The 16371-nt window shown below is 72.2% G+C and carries 16 protein-coding genes; 5 read left to right on the plus strand and 11 right to left on the minus strand.

The window, feature by feature from the left end; genetic code table 11:
* Window positions 1-18 precede the first annotated feature (18 nt).
* The 9 genes from ABZ490_RS42825 to ABZ490_RS42865 all read right to left on the minus strand — a co-directional run bounded on the left by ABZ490_RS42825 (window position 19) and on the right by ABZ490_RS42865 (window position 11427).
* Window positions 19-915: an RNA polymerase sigma-70 factor gene (locus ABZ490_RS42825; protein ID WP_359003171.1), complete on the minus strand. Its 897-nt coding sequence runs from the start codon at window positions 913-915 to the stop codon at window positions 19-21.
* 29 nt (window positions 916-944) lie between these two features.
* A complete protein-coding gene (locus ABZ490_RS42830; protein WP_359003173.1) occupies window positions 945-2177 on the minus strand; it encodes an FAD-dependent oxidoreductase in 1233 nt (410 codons plus the stop codon).
* A gap of 76 nt (window positions 2178-2253) precedes the next feature.
* Entirely contained in the window at window positions 2254-3675 is a 1422-nt protein-coding gene (locus tag ABZ490_RS42835) for an MFS transporter (protein ID WP_359003175.1), read from the minus strand.
* Between the two features lie 96 nt (window positions 3676-3771).
* The gene (locus tag ABZ490_RS42840; RefSeq protein ID WP_359003177.1) at window positions 3772-6024 is read right to left on the minus strand and encodes a glycosyltransferase family 39 protein; all 2253 of its coding nucleotides are present in this window, start codon (window positions 6022-6024) and stop codon (window positions 3772-3774) included.
* Window positions 6021-7547, minus strand: a complete 1527-nt coding sequence (locus ABZ490_RS42845; RefSeq protein WP_359003179.1) for a bifunctional glycosyltransferase family 2/GtrA family protein — start codon at window positions 7545-7547, stop codon at window positions 6021-6023. The genes ABZ490_RS42840 and ABZ490_RS42845 overlap by 4 nt, the downstream gene beginning before the upstream one ends.
* A 14-nt stretch (window positions 7548-7561) precedes the next feature.
* On the minus strand, window positions 7562-9175 hold the full coding sequence (locus ABZ490_RS42850; protein ID WP_359003181.1) for a HAMP domain-containing sensor histidine kinase: 1614 nt from the start codon (window positions 9173-9175) through the stop codon (window positions 7562-7564).
* Complete coding sequence (locus tag ABZ490_RS42855) at window positions 9172-9912, minus strand: response regulator transcription factor (RefSeq protein WP_062701118.1); 741 nt, start codon at window positions 9910-9912, stop codon at window positions 9172-9174. The genes ABZ490_RS42850 and ABZ490_RS42855 overlap by 4 nt, the downstream gene beginning before the upstream one ends.
* Before the next feature lie 242 nt (window positions 9913-10154).
* Window positions 10155-11036: a DUF2797 domain-containing protein gene (locus tag ABZ490_RS42860; RefSeq protein WP_359003184.1), complete on the minus strand. Its 882-nt coding sequence runs from the start codon at window positions 11034-11036 to the stop codon at window positions 10155-10157.
* The gene (locus tag ABZ490_RS42865) at window positions 10993-11427 is read right to left on the minus strand and encodes an HGxxPAAW family protein (protein ID WP_359003186.1); all 435 of its coding nucleotides are present in this window, start codon (window positions 11425-11427) and stop codon (window positions 10993-10995) included. Before ABZ490_RS42865 ends, ABZ490_RS42860 begins: the two co-directional genes overlap by 44 nt.
* Before the next feature lie 114 nt (window positions 11428-11541).
* Between ABZ490_RS42865 and ABZ490_RS42870 the strand changes: the two genes are divergently transcribed.
* Window positions 11542-12048 (plus strand): MarR family transcriptional regulator, encoded by a 507-nt coding sequence (locus tag ABZ490_RS42870; protein WP_359003188.1) that lies wholly within the window; start codon window positions 11542-11544, stop codon window positions 12046-12048.
* On the opposite strand, the gene ABZ490_RS42875 is transcribed toward ABZ490_RS42870, so the two are convergent.
* Entirely contained in the window at window positions 12038-13150 is a 1113-nt protein-coding gene (locus ABZ490_RS42875; RefSeq protein WP_359003190.1) for a hypothetical protein, read from the minus strand. The two genes, ABZ490_RS42870 and ABZ490_RS42875, sit on opposite strands and share 11 nt — an antisense overlap.
* Before the next feature lie 169 nt (window positions 13151-13319).
* Between ABZ490_RS42875 and ABZ490_RS42880 the strand changes: the two genes are divergently transcribed.
* The 4 genes from ABZ490_RS42880 to ABZ490_RS42895 all read left to right on the plus strand — a co-directional run bounded on the left by ABZ490_RS42880 (window position 13320) and on the right by ABZ490_RS42895 (window position 15743).
* Window positions 13320-13814: an N-acetyltransferase gene (locus ABZ490_RS42880; protein WP_359003192.1), complete on the plus strand. Its 495-nt coding sequence runs from the start codon at window positions 13320-13322 to the stop codon at window positions 13812-13814.
* A gap of 24 nt (window positions 13815-13838) precedes the next feature.
* Complete coding sequence (locus ABZ490_RS42885; protein ID WP_359003194.1) at window positions 13839-14129, plus strand: hypothetical protein; 291 nt, start codon at window positions 13839-13841, stop codon at window positions 14127-14129.
* 126 nt (window positions 14130-14255) lie between these two features.
* Complete coding sequence (locus ABZ490_RS42890; RefSeq protein ID WP_359003196.1) at window positions 14256-15053, plus strand: hypothetical protein; 798 nt, start codon at window positions 14256-14258, stop codon at window positions 15051-15053.
* 153 nt (window positions 15054-15206) lie between these two features.
* A complete protein-coding gene (locus ABZ490_RS42895; RefSeq protein WP_359003198.1) occupies window positions 15207-15743 on the plus strand; it encodes a hypothetical protein in 537 nt (178 codons plus the stop codon).
* Window positions 15744-15779: 36 nt separating this feature from the next.
* Here ABZ490_RS42895 and ABZ490_RS42900 read toward each other — a convergent pair whose 3' ends face one another.
* Window positions 15780-16304 (minus strand): hypothetical protein, encoded by a 525-nt coding sequence (locus tag ABZ490_RS42900; RefSeq protein WP_359003200.1) that lies wholly within the window; start codon window positions 16302-16304, stop codon window positions 15780-15782.
* Window positions 16305-16371: the final 67 nt, after the last annotated feature.

Here is a 16371-nt window from a genome sequence, read left to right on the forward strand (position 1 = left end):
GCCCGGGGCGGCCGGTGTTCAGCGCAGGGTGAGCGGGGTCTCGGCGTCGACCCGGGTCAGTTTCTCCGGGTTGCGTACGTAGTAGAGGCCGGTGATGCGGTCGTCCTCGAAGCGGATGGCGACGACGCCGTCGATCTCGCCGTCCATGCGCAGGACGAGCGCCGGGCCGCCGTTGACCATGGTGAACTCGCTGGTGAGCGTCGCCGCGTGGCGCTTGGCGTGGCCGAGGATGAAACGGGCCACCTTGTCGGCGCCGCTGATCGGGCGGGGCGCGGCCTGCCGGAGCCCGCCGCCGTCGCTGAGCATGACGACCTCGGGGGCGAGCACATCGAGGAAGCCCTGGAGGTCCCCGGTGCTGAGCGCGTGCTGGAAGGACTCCAGGGCGGCCCGGGTCCTGCGCTCGGAGACCGTCTCGCGGGGGCGACGGGCGTCGACGTGCCGACGGGCCCGGTGCGCGATCTGGCGGACGGCGGCGGGGCTCTTGTCGACGGCGGCGGCGATCTCGTCGTAGCCGACGTCGAAGACCTCGCGCAGCACGAAGACGGCCCGTTCGGTCGGAGACAGCGTCTCCAGGACGAGCATCAGCGCCATCGACACGCTCTCGGCGAGTTCGACGTCCTGGGCCACGTCGGGGGTGGTGAGCAGCGGCTCCGGCAGCCAGGGGCCGACGTACGCCTCCTTGCGGCGGGCCAGGGTGCGCAGCCGGTTGAGGGCCTGCCGGGTGGTGATCCGGACGAGGTACGCGCGCCGGTCGCGCACCTCGTCCAGGTCGGTGTCGACCCAGCGCAGCCAGGTCTCCTGCAACACGTCCTCGGCGTCGGCCGCCGAGCCGAGCATCTCGTAGGCGACGGTGAAGAGCAGATTGCGGTGGGCGACGAAGGCCTCGGTCGCCGGGTCGGCGGTCTGATCGTCCATGTCCGGGTCCTCCCCCGTCCGGGTGCGGCTCAGACCGCGTGTTCGGTGGTGGCCGGGGTCCCGGTGCTGGCCGGGGGCTCGGGCCGCTCGCCGCGGAGCCGCAGCTGCTCCTGGCGGCGCTTTCCTTCCTTGAACATCGTGTGCATACGGAACGAGCCGGGCTTGCGGGCCTCGTCCGCGAGCTGCTTGACCGTGCCCCTGCAGATGAGCTCCTTGACCTTGGCGCCGGTCCGGCCGCCGAGGTGGATCCCCTTCGCGGCGTCCTCCTTGTCGGCGAACTGGAAGATCCCGAAGTGCCGGCCCAGGCTGATGCACTGGCCGACGAACCCGATGGTGAGGGTCGCGGGGCGCTCGCCGGCGATCCGGCCGAGGACCGTGTCGGCGGCGTGGGCGCCCAGCGGGCCCGCCGCCTGGCAGCTCATCCGCAGCGGCAGTCCGGAGGGCGCCGCCGAGTCCCCGGCCGCGACGATGTGCGGGTCGTCGACGCTGGTCAGCGTCTCGTCGGTGAGCAGCCGGCCGAGGGCGTCGGTGCTCAGGCCGCTGCGCACGGCCAGGTCGGGCACCCCGAAGCCGGCGGTCCAGACGGTCACCTCGCTCGGCAGCTCCCGGCCGTCGGCGAGCGTGACGGCGTCGCGGGTCACGGCCGTCACCTTCGTGCCGGGGCCGTCCAGCACGGTCACCCCGAGCGCGGCCAGCCGCCCGGCGACCGAGCGCCGGCCCCGCGGGTGGAGGTAGGGGCCGAGGACCCCGCCGCACACCAGGGTCACCGCGCGGCCCTGCTCGGCCAGCTCGGCGGCGGTCTCGATCCCGGTCGGACCGCCTCCGACGACGGTCAGCGGGGCCTGCGCGGACGCGGCCCCGACGACCGGCCGCAGGCGCCGCGCGTCCTCCAGGGTGGCGATCGGGTGGGCGAACTCGGCCGCTCCGGGCACGCGCGGGTCGGCGCTGCCGCTGCCCACCGCGTAGACCAGGTGGTCGTAGTGGACGGTGCCGCCGTGCTCCAGCGCGAGGGCGCGGCCGGCCGCGTCGATCCGGGTCACGGTGTCGACGACCAGCCGGACGCGCTCGCCGAGGATCTCCTTGTAGTCGGTGACGGCGGCATGGGTCCCGGCGACGAACTGGTGCAGCCGGATCCGCTCGACGAAGGACGGGCGCGGGTTGATCAGTGTGACGTTCACGTCGTCGCGGCTCGTCAGGCGGTTGGCGGCCATGACGCCGGCGTAGCCCCCGCCGATCACGACGACTTCGGTGTTCTCGCTCACGGTGTCTCCTCCGGTTCCAGGGGGTTCGGCCACAAGACACCGGGGGCCGGTCGGGTGTGACAGCTTGTGACCCGGATCACTTCATGGAGCGGGATACGGCGGCCGTCGGCGCCTCCTCCCGGTCCGCCCTGCGCAGCAGTCCCGCCGCCACCAGTCCGCCGCCCAGGACGGCTACCGCCCCCACCAGCAGGCCCGCGCCGAGGCCGTCCGCCAGCGACCTGCCCGAGGTCAGGGAGGAGCTGAGCACGGCGCCCAGGACGGCGACGCCGAGGCCGTTGCCGAACTCCGCCAGCGTGCCGTTGACGCCCGCGCCCACGCCCGCCTTCTCCGGGGGTATCGCGCTCATCACCGCGTGGGCCATCGCCGGGTTGGCGACCGCGCAGCCGACGCCGATCAGCACCAGACCGGCCGCGACACCGCCGTATCCCGCGCCGCCGCACGCGATCGAGACGAGTCCGCCCGCCATCAGCACCATGCCGGCCAGTACCGACAGCGGGGTCCCGAACCGGGCGGTCGCCTTCGCCGCCAGCCCGCTGAAGTTCAGGACGACGACGGTCAGCGCCAGCGGCGCGGTGCGCAGGCCCGCCTCCAGGGGGCCGTATCCGAGGACGGACTGGAGGTGCTGGGTGAGCAGGAAGAGCGCGCCGCCCATGCCGAAGGTGATCAGGACGGCCCCGCCGACCGCGCCGGTGAACCGGCGGTCGCGGAAGAACTCCAGGTCGAGCATGGGGAACGGGATCCGGCTCTCCCAGCGGGCGAACAGCGTGAGGACGACGGCGGCGACCGCCGCGCTGCCCAGCACCCGGGCCGAGGTCCAGCCGTGGGCGGGGCCGGAGATGATCGCGAAGACCAGCGAGGCCATGCCGATCGTGGAGAGGAGCGCGCCGAGCAGGTCGGGGCGGTCGCCCCGGGGGTTCTTGGATTCGGGGACCAGGGCGAGGACCGCGACGAGTGCGAGCACCGCGACCGGCAGGTTGATCAGGAAGATCGCGCCCCACCGGAAGTGGTCGAGCATGAGGCCGCCGACGAGCGGGCCGGTGGCGAACCCGAGCGCGTTGACCGCGGCCCAGATGCCGATCGCCTTCGGCTGCTCCTCGGGGGCGAAGATCTGCATCGCCACGGCGAGGGTGGTCGTGAGCAGCAGCGCGCCGCCCACGCCCATGCCGGCCCGGGCGGCGATCAGCTGGGCGGAGGTGCCGGCGAACCCGGCCACCACCGAGCCCACGCCGAACAGCACGAGGCCCGCGGCCAGCATCTTCCTGCGGCCGTACCGGTCGGCGGCGCTGCCCGCGGTGAGCAGCAGACCCGACTGGACGAGCGAGTAGGCGTTGATCATCCACTGGATGTCGGCGGTGCTCGCGTCCAGCTCCCGGGTGAGGGAGGGGATGGCGACGTTCAGGATCGTGTTGTCGAGCAGCACGGTGAGCTGCGCGAGACAGATCACGGCGAGGATCAGCCAGCGTCGGGGGTGGCCCTGGCCCTGGGGGGACGTAGACATGCCTTACACCGTAGAAGAATTCCCATACGTCGTACAACGGAGTTATGAAGAAGGGCGGTGGCCTGTCGCCACCGCCCTTCACCCGCTTCCGCTACGTCAGCTGCTCGCCTTCTGCGTCAGGTCGTAGAAGGTGGACGAACCCACCGTCACCTTCTTGAAGTTGGCCTCGACCCAGGAGGTGATCTGCGAGGACGTGCCGCTGCTGCTGCCGCCCATGCCGCCGCCGGAGCCGCTGGAGATGAAGTAGTGGATCTTTCCGTCCGTGACGTACTGCTTGAACTGCGCCAGCGTCGGGGACGGGTCGGTGCCGTTGAAGCCGCCGATCGCCATGACCGCGTCGCCCGTGGAGAGCTGGTAGCTCGCCGCGTTCTGGGCGCCGATCGCCGCCGCGACCCAGGTGTACTTGCCGGAGTCGGTCTCCAGCAGCTTCTTGGCCTCGTCGGAGACGCTCGCGCCGTTCAGCAGGCCGCCGACGCCACCGCCGCCGCCCATGCCGCCGCCTTCGCCGGTCTGACCGCCGGGGCCGCCCTGCTGCGTCTGGCCCTGACCCTGGTTCTGGGTGCTGCCGTTGCCGTTCTGCTGGCTCTGGCCGCCGCCCGGGAAGCCGCCGCCGCCCATCTGGCCGCCGCCGGGGAAGCCGTTGCCGTTCTGGGTGGTGCCGTTGCCCTGCTGGTTCTGGGTGTTGCCGTTGCCGTTCTGCTGGTTCTGGCCCGGCATGCCGCCGCCGTTGCCGCCGCCGAAGCCGCCCCGGCCGCCGCCACCGCCCATGCCGCCGCCCATCATGGACGCGCCCGAGGGGCCCGCCGTGACGATGGAGCCGGTGTGGCCCGTCTGGAGGGTGCTGATCGTGTACGCGGTCGGACCGGCCAGCGACGCGACCAGGCCGACGGAGGCCGCCGCGAGGGCGAGCTGACGGTTGATCCGGCCCGCGAAGACCAGGCCGAGCGCGGCGGCGAGACCGCCGATCAGGACCAGCCACTTCAGCCAGGGCAGGTAGTCCGAGGTGCGGTTGAGCAGGACGTACGACCAGGAGGCCGCCGCCACGACCGAGGCCGCGAGGGTGATCGAGGCCCACAGCTCGGACCGCTTCTCCCACAGCAGACCCGCGCCCATGCCGATCACGGCCGCCATGTAGGGGGCGAGGGCCACCGTGTAGTACTGGTGGAAGATGCCCGCCATGTAGCTGAAGACGACCATGGTGATCAGCAGCGAGCCGCCCCAGACGAGGAACAGACCGCGGGTGGCCGAGGTGCGCTTCAGCTTGCGCGTGGCCACCAGACCGGCGACCAGCAGGATCAGCGCGGCCGGCAGCAGCCAGGAGATCTGGCCGCCGATCTCGGAGTTGAACATCCGGTCCCAGCCGGTCTCACCCCACTGGCCGGTGTTGCCGCCGCCACCGCCGCCGCCGACGCTGCCGGTCTCCTCGCCGTTGAGGCGGCCGAGACCGTTGTAGCCGAAGGTCAGCTCCAGGAAGGAGTTGTTCTGCGAGCCGCCGATGTACGGGCGGGAGGACGCGGGCCACAGCTCGACGATCGCGACCCACCAGCCGCCGGACGCGATCAGCGCACCGGTGGCCAGGGCCAGCTGGCCGAACCGCTTCTTCACGCTCACCGGCGCGCAGACCGCGTAGACGATCGCGAGCGGCGGGAGGATCAGGAACGCCTGGAGCGTCTTGGCGAGGAACGCGAAGCCGATCGCGACCCCGGCCCACACCAGCCACTTCGTCCGGCCGTCCTCCACCGCGCGGGCGGTGAAGTAGCAGGCAACGGCCATCAGCAGGGCCAGCATCGCGTCCGGGTTGTTGAACCGGAACATCAGCGCGGCGACGGGGGTGAGCGCGAGCACGGCGCCCGCGATCAGGCCGGCCGCGGCGCTGAACCGGCGGCGCACCGAGGCGTAGACGACGGCGACCGTGCCGACACCCATCAGCACCTCGGGGGCGAGGATCGCCCAGGAGTTCAGGCCGAAGATCCGGACCGACAGGGCCATCGGCCACAGCGAGGCCGGGGGCTTGTCGACGGTGATGGCGTTGCCCGCGTCCAGCGAGCCGAAGAAGAACGCCTTCCAGGACTGGCTGCCCGCCTGGACGGCCGCCGAGTAGAAGGAGTTGGCGTACCCGGAGGCGCTCAGGTTGTACAGGTAGAGGAGGAGGGTGGCGAGGAGCAGACCGAGGAAGGCCGGGCGGACCCAGCGGGGGTCCTCGGGGCGGCCGCGCCAGAGTCTGCGGTGCAGGGGCTGCTTCGGCTCACCCGACTCGGGGGCCGGTGCGGCCGGCTGCTGCGGCTCCGTGGCCGGAGGGGCAGTGGGGGGCGGGCCCCAGGCCGTCGGTTGGTCGAGATGGGTGGTCATCGGGGGTCCCCCGGGTCGGTGTCGTGAGGGCGCACCGGCTGCAGTCGCATGGTGGCGTCCCTCCAGGTGCCGTCCGCGGCTTCACCGGCGCGGAACTGGGTGGTCTCTTGGGTGGCGGTGGTGGTGTTCCCGTACGGCGAGGCGTACGCCGGGGCGGACGGACGGGCCGGGTGCTGCGGCCCGTACGCCGGTGCGGCCGGGTACGGCGACCCGTACGGCGTCGGCCGGTCCGGGACGTGGGAGGCGACCACGGTCGACGCCGGGTTGTCGTCCTCGTCGTCGTCCCGCCGGTCCGAGAACACCCACGCGCGGAAGAGCAGGAAGCGCAGGACGGTCGCCGCCAGGTTGGCGGCGATGAGCACCGCGAGTTCGGTGGAGTGCGCCGGCCGGCTCGTCGCCGCGTTCAGGGCGACGAGCGACCCGCTGGTCAGCGCCAGGCCGATGCCGAAGACGACCAGGCCCTGTGCCTGGTGCTTGACGGCCCCGCCGCGGCCGCGGACCCCGAAGGTCAGCCGGCGGTTGGCGGCGGTGTTGGCGATCGCGGACACCAGCAGGGCGAGCGCGTTGGCGACCTGCGAGCCGCCGAACTGGCGGAAGACGCTATAGAGGAGCAGGTAGAACAGGGTGGACAGACCGCCCACCACACAGAAGCCGACGAGCTGGCGGGCCAGGCCCTTGGGCACGTCCTGGATCTCGCGGTCGCGCGGGTCGTCGCCGAAGGGGCGGGCGAGCCGGTCGAGCGAGAGGGAACCGGTGGCCAGGGCCTTGCCCACGCGCCACACGCCCTTGAGGTCGTCGGTGGCGGTCTTCACGATGTGCACCGTGGAGTCCGGGTCGTCGACCCAGTCGACGGGCACCTCGTGGATCCTGAGGCCGGCGCGCTCGGCGAGGACCAGCATCTCCGTGTCGAAGAACCAGCCGGTGTCCTCCACCAGCGGGAGCAGCACCTGCGCGACATCGCGGCGGATCGCCTTGAAGCCGCACTGGGCGTCCGAGAAGCGGGCCTGGAGCGAGCCGCGCAGGATCAGGTTGTACGCGCGGCTGATGAACTCCCTCTTCGGGCCGCGCACCACACGCGAGCTGCGGGAGAGCCGGGAGCCGATCGCCAGGTCGGAGTGACCGGAGATCAGCGGGGCCACCAGCGGCAGCAGCGCGTTGAGGTCGGTGGACAGGTCCACGTCCATGTAGGCGAGGATCGGGGCGTCCGAGGCCGACCAGACGGTCCGCAGCGCACGGCCGCGGCCCTTCTGCTCGAGCCGGAAGTTCTTCACCTCCGGGATCCGCGTCTCCAGCCGGCGCGCCACCTCGGGGGTGGTGTCGGTCGACGCGTTGTCCGCGATCGTGATGCGGAACGTGTACGGGAACGTACGCGTCAGGTGGTCGTGCAGTCTCTCGACGCACGGCTGGAGGTCCTTCTCCTCGTTGTAGACGGGGATCACTACGTCCAGGACAGGCGTACCGGCTGTGGCGGCCGGGAGGTGCTCCCGCGCCGGCAGGGTGCCGGGAGAAGAGTCGGTTCGCATGCCAACGACTTTCGTCAAGCGCCCTGTTGCACCCATGTGGTGGCACTGTGCTCGACCTGTGAGTCCAGTTGCCAGTTCGTTTCGGGAGCGGGCTGGGGAACGGCGGGGGCAAGGGCGGGCAAATGCACCGTAAAGACGGTGTGCCCGGGCACGCTGTCCACCGTCACGGCACCGCCGTGCGCGGTCGCCACGGCCTGCACGATGGCGAGACCGAGGCCGGTGGAGCCGGTGGAGCGGGAGCGCGCCGAGTCACCTCGGGCGAACCGCTCGAAGACGTGCGGCAGCAGGTCCGGCGGGATGCCCTGACCGTTGTCCTGGACGTCCACGCACAGCCAGGGTCCGCGCCGCTGCACCCGTGCGGTGACGGTCGTCCCGGGCGGGGTGTGCGTACGGGCGTTGGCCAGCAGGTTCACGAGCACCTGCTGGAGGCGGGCCGAGTCGGCGGAGACCAGCGCGGGCTCGTCGGGCAGTTCGAGCCGCCAGACGTGGTCGCGGCCGGCCGCGCGGGCGTCGCTGATCGTGTCGATGACCAGCGGTACGAGGTCGGTGTGCTCGAACTGGAGCGGGCGCCCGGCGTCGAGCCGCGCGAGCAGCAGCAGGTCCTCGACGAGGAGGGTCATCCGCCCGGCCTCGGACTCGATGCGGCCGAGGGCGTGCTTGGTGTCGGGGCCGACCTCCTCGCGTCCGCGGCGGGTCAGCTCGGCGTACCCGCGGATGGACGCGAGCGGTGTCCTCAGCTCGTGGCTGGCGTCCGCGACGAACTGTCGGACCCGCATCTCGCTCTCCTGGCGGGCGTGCAGGGCGCCGTGGACGTGGTTCAGCATCCGGTTCAGCGCGGCGCCGACCTGGCCGACCTCGGTGTGCGGGTCCGTCTCCGACTCGGGCACCCGCTCGCTGAGGTTGACCTCACCGGTGTGCAGGGGCAGCTCGGAGACCCGGGTCGCGGTGGAGGCGACCTTGCGGAGGGGGCGGGTCGCGACGTTGACCATGACGGTCCCGGCGAGGCCTGCGGCGATGAGACCGGCGACGGTGAGGCTGATCTCCACGATGATGAGGGTGTTGATGGTGTTGTCGACGTCCGTCGTGGGGATGCCGACGTAGTAGGCGGCGTCGTCGTTCCACGCGTACTTGACGCGGTACGAACCCAGGCCGGGCAGCTCGACGGTGTGCATCTTGCCGTCCTGGGCAACGGAGTTGAGCGCCTTGATCTGGGCGTCCGTGAGCCCCGTGGAGTCCATCGAGAAGTCGCTGGTCTTCACCCCTCGCTCGGAGTCGGTGATGACCTTGTTCACGACCTTGGCGACGACCGTGCTGTCCGACTGCGGGCCCTTGACGAACTCCTCGAGGGAGGCGGTCTTCGCCTTGCCCTGCAGGCCGGACACGGCGGAGCCGTTCTTGGGCTGGTTGGGCGGCCCACCCTCACGGGGAGCCACGCGCGCTGCGACCTCACCCACCCGGCCGTTGAGCTGGCCGTACAAGTGGTCCCGGAGAACCAGCGTGGTGACCGTCCCGATCACCGCGCACACCACCGCGATCAGGGTCACGGACACGACGACGAGCCGGGTCCGCAGGGTGCGCGGCTTTCCCGCTCGTCTCTTCTGCGCACGCGGCCGTCGTCGCCCGCTCATGACGCGGCGGGCTTGATCAGGTAACCGGCCCCACGCCGGGTGTGGATCATCGGCTCCCGGCCCGCGTCTATCTTGCGGCGCAGGTAGGAGATGTACAGCTCGACCACGTTGGCCTGCCCGCCGAAGTCGTACGACCACACCCGGTCCAGGATCTGCGCCTTGCTGAGCACGCGCCGCGGGTTGCGCATCAGGAAGCGCAGCAGCTCGAACTCGGTCGCGGTGAGGTGGATGTTCTCCCCGGCCCGCGAGACCTCGTGGCTGTCCTCGTCGAGGGTGAGGTCACCGACGACGAGCACGGAGTCGGAGCGCCGGTCGGCGGCACCGGAGCGGCGGATGAGACCACGCAGCCGGGCCACGACCTCTTCGAGGCTGAACGGCTTGGTGACGTAGTCGTCGCCACCGGCGGTCAGACCGGCGATACGGTCCTCGACGGCGTCCTTGGCGGTGAGGAACAGGACGGGGACGTCCGGCAGCTCACGGCGCAGCCGGCCCAGGACGGTCAGCCCGTCCATGTCGGGCAGCATCATGTCGAGGACGACGGCGTCGGGACGGAACTCCCGGGCGGTCTGGATGGCACCGGTGCCGTCACCCGCGCTCCGGATCTGCCATCCCTCGTAGCGCAGGGCCATGGACAGCAGTTCGGTGATCGACAGCTCGTCGTCCACCACAAGCACTCGGACGGGGCTCCCGTCCGGCCTCAGCAGTTCGGTGCGCCCCTGGGGCGAGGTCGTGGTCATGGGGAACACCATGTCGGTGTCCTCTGAGAACACTCTTTCCAGAACCTGTGATTTCCCTAAGAAACTCACAGGAGCCTCTCAGGCAATGCCTGGCAACCCCTGACGCCGAGTTGATCTCGGGCGGCTCAGGCCCTGCTCACCGGCCGTCTTCCCCGATCAGCAGGGTACGGGCCGGCCGGACCCGTGGCTGTGCTCCACCTGGGCAACGCGCAGGCCGTACCGATCGGTTCCGGCCGCCTCTCTCAGAAAAGGCCGTCCTGTGCGTGCCCTTCCTCCCTGAACTCCCGCAACGGAAGACGTACGCGTGCTCCGTCCCCGGAACCGGCCGGAACCAGCTCCCACCCCCTCATCAACCGGGTGTCCAGCACGATCACCCCCTCCCCGCCCGCCAGATGAAGATCGGGACCGGCCGCGGCCACCAGCTCGCCGCTCACCACGCATCCCGCAGCCAGCTCCGTCACCTCGCCCCGGGCCGCGGGTGCCGTGTCGAGGCCGAACACCCGCAGATGGTCGACGCCTTCGAAGGGCGCCCGGGTCAATGACTCCGGCCACTCGGCCAGTTCCAGGGCCCGCCCGTGCAACTCCCTGATCTCACCGACCCGCTCCTCCTCGTCCCCCGGCAGCGCGGCCCGCACCGCCCGCTTCTCGGCGTACGGAATCCGGTCCGGGACCCGCAGGGCGGCCCGCAGCAGCTCCTCGGTCCGCCGGGCGGCCATCAGCGGTCCGCTGCCCAGCCAGCTGAAACAGATCGCCCCCTGCTCCAGCAGCCGCGCCGGCCCCCGCCCGACCGCCGTGATCCCGACCTTGACCAGCCCCGGCCCGAACCACGCCAGGTACACCCGGTACGGCCGCGGATCGTCGGCGATCCCGTCCGCGGCGACGGAATGCGCCCGGTCCAGCCGCGCGCACTCCTCGCACCGCGCCCCCGTACTCCTCGCCGACACCACCGCCCGCACCGGGCACGCATGTCCCCGGGCCCCGGCACACTCCCGCACACCCCCTTCCGCGACCGCGAAGGCCACCCGCCTCCCTCGGGTGAGCCGGCTGCGCCGGCCCCCGTCCCACAGCAGCACGGGACCCTCAGTCGCCCACCGCAGCCCCGCGCACTTCCATGCCTGTGCCATCGCCCACCACGCTAGCCCCCACCTCTGACAACACGCTCCGGCCTGCGGCTTTCCGCCCGGTGACGTTCCGCTCGGAGACTTTCCGCCCGGAGGCCTTCCGCCCGGCGAGCCGGCATCCGACGCACTCCGGATGACCGTCGAGGGCCGAGGTGTCCCGCACCCGCATGCCCCACTCCGCCCGGGGCCGCACCCCCGGCGGCTTGCCCCACCCGGTCAGGTGCAGCGCCCAGGTGACCAGCGCGCTCAGCACCACCACGGCGCCCCCGCCGGCCAGCAGCGCGGGGGAGACGGCGCACACCCCGGCCCCCGTCACCGCGGTCCCGGCGGTCGCGATCGCGACGCCGGTCCAGCCGGCGACCGTGTGCCCCTCGTCGTACTGATGACCCGCCATACCGTTCCCTCACAATCTAAGAAGTTGATGTACTGAACCTCTTACAAGGTAAGAGAAACCGAAAGCAGATAACAAGGACCCAGCACGAACCCTCCGAGAGGAACCCCGCCCGCGATGACAGCCCAGCCACCCCGCCCCCGCCCCCCGGCGACCCCCGCCCAGGCGATCTCGGCCATGGACGACCTCATCGCGGCGAGCATGATCGGCCAGCAGGAGATGGCCCAGCGCCTCGGCCTGAACGTCACCGACCTGACCTGCTTCGCCTACGTCCTCCAGGCGGGCGAGGACCTGCTGACGGCGGGCGAGTTGGCGACCCGCGTGCACGTCACCACCGGCGCGGTCACCGGCATCCTGAACCGGCTGGAACGCGCCGGTTACGTCACCCGGCGCCCCGATCCCCAGGACCGCCGCAGGGTCCGGGTGGCCGCCGTACCCTCCGCCGTGGCCCGGGCGTACGCGCTCTACCAGCCGTACTACGACCGTCTGAACGATCTCTTCGCGGACTACTCCCCGGCGGAGATCGCGGTGCTGACGGACTGGTTCACCCGGGCGACGGCCCTGGCGAACGCGTACCGCGAGGAGCGCCGCGCCGACGAGGGCGGGGAGCCCGTCACGGGGTGAACGAGACGACCGAGGTGTAGTCGGAACCGACGTGGAACTCCACCCGCTGGGCCCGGCTCGGCGAGCCGATGCCCCGCAGCGGCAGGGTCCAGGTCCGGGTGGAGCCGCTCACCGACATCGAGGGGCTGGTGCCCAGCTCGCTCCAGCTCCACTCCGTCGAACGGCTCCGGTAGAGGCCGCCGTTCTCGATCATGTAGTCGGCGCCGAGGGCGGAGGGCGACGGGTAGGGGAGCTGGTAGCCGGTCGAGGTGTCGCCGTCGGTGTCGAGGAAGACGTGGTAGAAGCGGTCCGAGGCGTGGAAGGCCGCACGGAAGGTGACGGTTCCGGAGGACACGCAGACGGAGTAGTCGGTGATGGGGCCGGAGCCCGCGCCGGAGACACAGGAACCGCCGCCGCCACCGCCGCCCGAGGCGGTGCCGCTCCGCTGGGTGGCGGCCCCGGAGGTGGCGGCCGGCCCGTCCTGGGCGTCCGCGCGGGACGACGTACCGGTGGTGGCGGATTCCGTCACCGACGACGCCTTCGGCGAGGCACTCGTAGGGTCGGCCGACGGCGAGGCGGACACCGAGGCGGACGCCGAGGCCGAGGCCGACCCGGGCACGCTGGGCGGCGGGCCGTACGTGCCGCCTCCCCGGGTGTGATCGGGCCCGGCACCCGGTACGGCCGCCGAGGACCGGCCGTCACCGCCGTCGCGGCCGACGAAGACACCGGCGATCAGCACGGCGACGACGACTCCGGCGCCGACGCACCACACGGCCCGCGGCAACCGCCGCCGCCGCGCGGCCGGCTCCGCGGCCCGGCCGCCGGCGCCCGGGCCGGTGCGCCCGTCACCCGCCCCGCCGCTCAGCGGACTTCGGCGGACACCGGTACGGCCGTGTCCGTCACCGTCACCGTCCGGACGGGCCGTCGCCTCCCGTTCCCCGAGTTCCGCGACGAACGACTCGGCGGCCGAGGACATCACCGCGGGCGGGGCCTCCGGCTCACCCTCCGCCGCACCTCGGGAGTCCTCCCCGGAACCGTCCCCGGCCTCGGCACGGGCGCCCCGGGCGGACGCCGCGGCGATCGCCGACGGTCCCTTGGACCGGCGCGGCAGCGGACCCTGCACTGTGGGGGCGTCCTTCCACGAGAGCCACGCCGGACGCGTGGGGCGGCAACGAGCGACAACGGGCCGCTGATCGTAACGGAGTTCGAACGCATCCGACCCGAGGATTGTTGTCGCCGGATTGCTTCGCCGCGCACTCCTCGAAGGGGCGCCTCGGGGATACCCTCCGGCCATGCCGTCCCCCGATGTCCCCCTGGTCGCCGCCGACTTCGTCCTCCCGCCCCCGCCCGCCACGCCCGCCTTCCGTCTGGAGCCCCTCGGCCCCCGGCACAACGCCGCCGACCACGCCGCCTGGACCTCCAGCATCGCCCACATCCGCGCCACCCCCGGCTTCGCCGGCCGCGCCTGGCCACCGCTCGCGGGCATGTCCCCGGAGGCCAACCTCGAGGACCTGCGCCGCCACGCACAGGACTTCGACGAACGCACCGGCTTCACCTACACGGTCCTGTCGGTCCCGGAGGGGGAGGTGATCGGCTGCGTCTACATCTACCCGTCCCGCCAGGACCCGCCCCGTCAGGACCCGCCCCTCCAGGCCCCTCCCCTCCCCGAGGTCCGCTCCTGGGTCCGGGCGGACCACGCCCCGCTCGACCCCGAACTCCACCGGACCGTCTCCGCCTGGCTCCGCGACGACTGGCCGTTCGACGAGGTGATCTACGCGCCCAGGTGAGGGCACGCCAGTACTCTCCGCCGCATGACGGTCTATCTGCTGTGGCACGTGGGACACCAGAACGAAGCCGGTGCGGACGGCACCACCGTGCACCGTGAGGGCGAGACGGTGTACATCGACGAACAGGACGGCGACGACCCCAAACTGCTCGGCGTCTACTCCACCCTCGACAAGGCGGAGGAACGCATCCACCGGGCCCGCCCCCTGCCCGGCTTCTCCGCCGAACCGGACTGCTTCGTCGTGGAGGAGCACACCCTCGACGAGGACGAGTGGCCGAAGGGCTTCGTACGCGTCCCACCGGAGCCCCGGGTCTGACGGTCCCCTGTTCGGCCCACGCCGCGCGCTGCCGTGCCGGGCGTCTCCGCCGTCGCCGGTCCTCCAGCTGTGACCATGAGGCGTCCGGTGAACTGACGCGCTGTAGGTGGATGACGTGGTGATGTCATGACCTGGTTGACCTCGCTGCCCGCGGTGGTGCTGGTCGTGGGCGGGCTCTTCCTCGCCCTCCTGCTCACGGCCGTGGCACGGATCGGCGTACGCGTGCTGGTACCGGCCGGGGAACAGGACCAGGTGGCGAAGATCGCGACGCCCCTCATGTCCTCCCTGGGCGCCGCCTTCGCGATCTTCGCGGCGCTCTCCCTGGCCAGCGAGGCCGGTTATGTGCGCGCCGCGGAGGCGCTGGTGAGCGACGAGGCGGCCGCGGCCTCCCGCCTGGCATGGGCGGCGACCAGCCCCCGGGTCCACTCGGAGCCGATCCACACGGCGCTGCTGGACTACCTGCGGACCACGCGCGCCAAGGAGTGGAGGGGCGCGGCAGCGGCGAACGGCGACGACCCGGCCACCGCTCGCACGATCGCACGGCTGGAGCGGAGCGTGCGCGCCGAGGCGGCCCGGCCCGAGGTGGGCACCACGACGGGCACGGAGCTGGTGGTGTCCCTCGACGGCGTCACCAGTGGGCGGCGCGCCCGCATCGCCGCCGCCGGGCGCGACGTTCCCGTGCTCTACGTCGTGACGCTCGCGGTCAGCGGACTGGCCTTGATCGTGAACTCCGGCGCCCTGGTCTTCCGCACCGGCCTGCGCACATCCCTGCTCGTCGCGGGCGTGTCGTGCGTGGTCGGGCTGAGCCTGGCCCTGCTGTTCGCGCTCAGCGCGTCCTGGAGCGGACCGTTCGTGGTCAGCGGGCATCCGCTCGACGCGGTCGTCACGGACCTGAGGTCCGGCTTCTTCGGGAGCGGACGGTAGGCGAAACCGTGGCGCCCGGTGTGGCGTCCTAGGGGACAAGATCGGGAGAACATATCCGGGTTACGCCATCTCGGGCCTACCTGGATGTACCGGAGAGGATGGTTCGAAATGGCACGCCGAACCCGTTCCCTGTCCCGCCGTGCCGCTCTCGGCATGACCGCTGCGGCAGTGGCCCTGCTGACGAGCTGCACGCCGAACAGCGCCACGGCCCGGAGCAGCCCCCCGCCCACCACCCGGACGCCGTCACCCGCGGCCTCCGCGGCGGCGGTGGGCGGATCGGCAGGACACACGACCGCCGGCTCCCCGCCCCGGACCGGCACCTGCCGCTCCCTGCTCGCCACCCCCACCGTCAAGGCGGACGTCACGGCGGCCTACGGCAGCCAGGCCCAGCCGCCCCTCCGCCATCTCGCCCCCGTCCAGGGCACCTTCTACTACGGCAGTTGCGACGGCGTCCGCTACGCCGGAACCCGCTTCCGGCCCACCGCCGGCAGCACGGTGGCCGAGCAGGTCGCGCTCCAGGACGACGGAGCCGCGATGAAGTACTTCACCGATCGCCCCGGCACCGGCTGGCGCTACGTGGCCAGTGCCGGCTTCCCCGCCGATCCCCGGGGCTGCGCCGCCGTCCCCCGGATCCCGGCCCGCCTCGCCGCCCTGTGGAACGACTGCCGGTCCCCGTCGGAACAGCAGTGACCCCGAACGGCGGGCAGCGAGGGGTCGGCCCCGTCGTCAGCGGCTGCTCGTGGTGGCGATGTCGGAGATGCGGTTGTACCGCTCCACCAGTACGAAGAGCTTGATCTTCTGCGTCGTCTCTCCGCTGCCGAAGGTCAGGGTGACGATGACCTCGTGGGCGTGACCGATGGCTCCGTTGTCGGTCACCTTCCACTTCGCCGGGACGTTCTGGGCACGCAGGACGCCGTCCGCCGCGTTCCGCCTCTCCCAGACCGCCAGCCGCCTGGCGAAGTCGGGCGTCAGGTAGTGCTTGCGGAGTGCCTTGGCCAGCGTGACATCCGGATCCGCGTAGTCGCCCTTCGCGTCGATGTACGCGCCGTAGAAGTCGGCGACCCTGGTCAGCGCTTGGCCGTGCGTGCCGCCGACCGACTGCGCTGCGGCGGTGGACACCTGTGCGGGGGCATGGACGGACGCCTGTGCCGACACCTGTGTCGAGACACCGAGTCCGACAGCCAGGACGAGGCCGGCGGCGACGACCGCGCGGCGGCCCGGACGACGGTGTGTGGGGGACTTCCTGTTCATGTGCGTCTTCCTTTTCTGATCCGTGGGTGGTTGCTCCCGGCCCGGTGTCTCCACTGCGGGGCCGTCG

This window comes from Streptomyces sp. NPDC005811, from assembly GCF_040630405.1.
Classification (GTDB): Bacteria; Actinomycetota; Actinomycetes; order Streptomycetales; family Streptomycetaceae; genus Streptomyces.

What these genes read in the sequence shown, in the direction of transcription:
- ABZ490_RS42825 (WP_359003171.1), bottom strand. Translation starts at nt 915, where the DNA reads ATGGACGATCAGACCGCCGACCCGGCGACCGAGGCCTTCGTCGCCCAC.
- ABZ490_RS42835 (WP_359003175.1), bottom strand. Translation starts at nt 3,675, where the DNA reads ATGTCTACGTCCCCCCAGGGCCAGGGCCACCCCCGACGCTGGCTGATC.
- ABZ490_RS42840 (WP_359003177.1), bottom strand. Translation starts at nt 6,024, where the DNA reads ATGACCACCCATCTCGACCAACCGACGGCCTGGGGCCCGCCCCCCACT.
- ABZ490_RS42845 (WP_359003179.1), bottom strand. Translation starts at nt 7,547, where the DNA reads ATGCGAACCGACTCTTCTCCCGGCACCCTGCCGGCGCGGGAGCACCTC.
- ABZ490_RS42850 (WP_359003181.1), bottom strand. Translation starts at nt 9,175, where the DNA reads ATGAGCGGGCGACGACGGCCGCGTGCGCAGAAGAGACGAGCGGGAAAG.
- ABZ490_RS42855 (WP_062701118.1), bottom strand. Translation starts at nt 9,912, where the DNA reads ATGACCACGACCTCGCCCCAGGGGCGCACCGAACTGCTGAGGCCGGAC.
- ABZ490_RS42860 (WP_359003184.1), bottom strand. Translation starts at nt 11,036, where the DNA reads ATGGCACAGGCATGGAAGTGCGCGGGGCTGCGGTGGGCGACTGAGGGT.
- ABZ490_RS42865 (WP_359003186.1), bottom strand. Translation starts at nt 11,427, where the DNA reads ATGGCGGGTCATCAGTACGACGAGGGGCACACGGTCGCCGGCTGGACC.
- ABZ490_RS42870 (WP_359003188.1), top strand. Translation starts at nt 11,542, where the DNA reads ATGACAGCCCAGCCACCCCGCCCCCGCCCCCCGGCGACCCCCGCCCAG.
- ABZ490_RS42880 (WP_359003192.1), top strand. Translation starts at nt 13,320, where the DNA reads ATGCCGTCCCCCGATGTCCCCCTGGTCGCCGCCGACTTCGTCCTCCCG.
- ABZ490_RS42885 (WP_359003194.1), top strand. Translation starts at nt 13,839, where the DNA reads ATGACGGTCTATCTGCTGTGGCACGTGGGACACCAGAACGAAGCCGGT.
- ABZ490_RS42890 (WP_359003196.1), top strand. Translation starts at nt 14,256, where the DNA reads ATGACCTGGTTGACCTCGCTGCCCGCGGTGGTGCTGGTCGTGGGCGGG.
- ABZ490_RS42895 (WP_359003198.1), top strand. Translation starts at nt 15,207, where the DNA reads ATGACCGCTGCGGCAGTGGCCCTGCTGACGAGCTGCACGCCGAACAGC.
- ABZ490_RS42900 (WP_359003200.1), bottom strand. Translation starts at nt 16,304, where the DNA reads ATGAACAGGAAGTCCCCCACACACCGTCGTCCGGGCCGCCGCGCGGTC.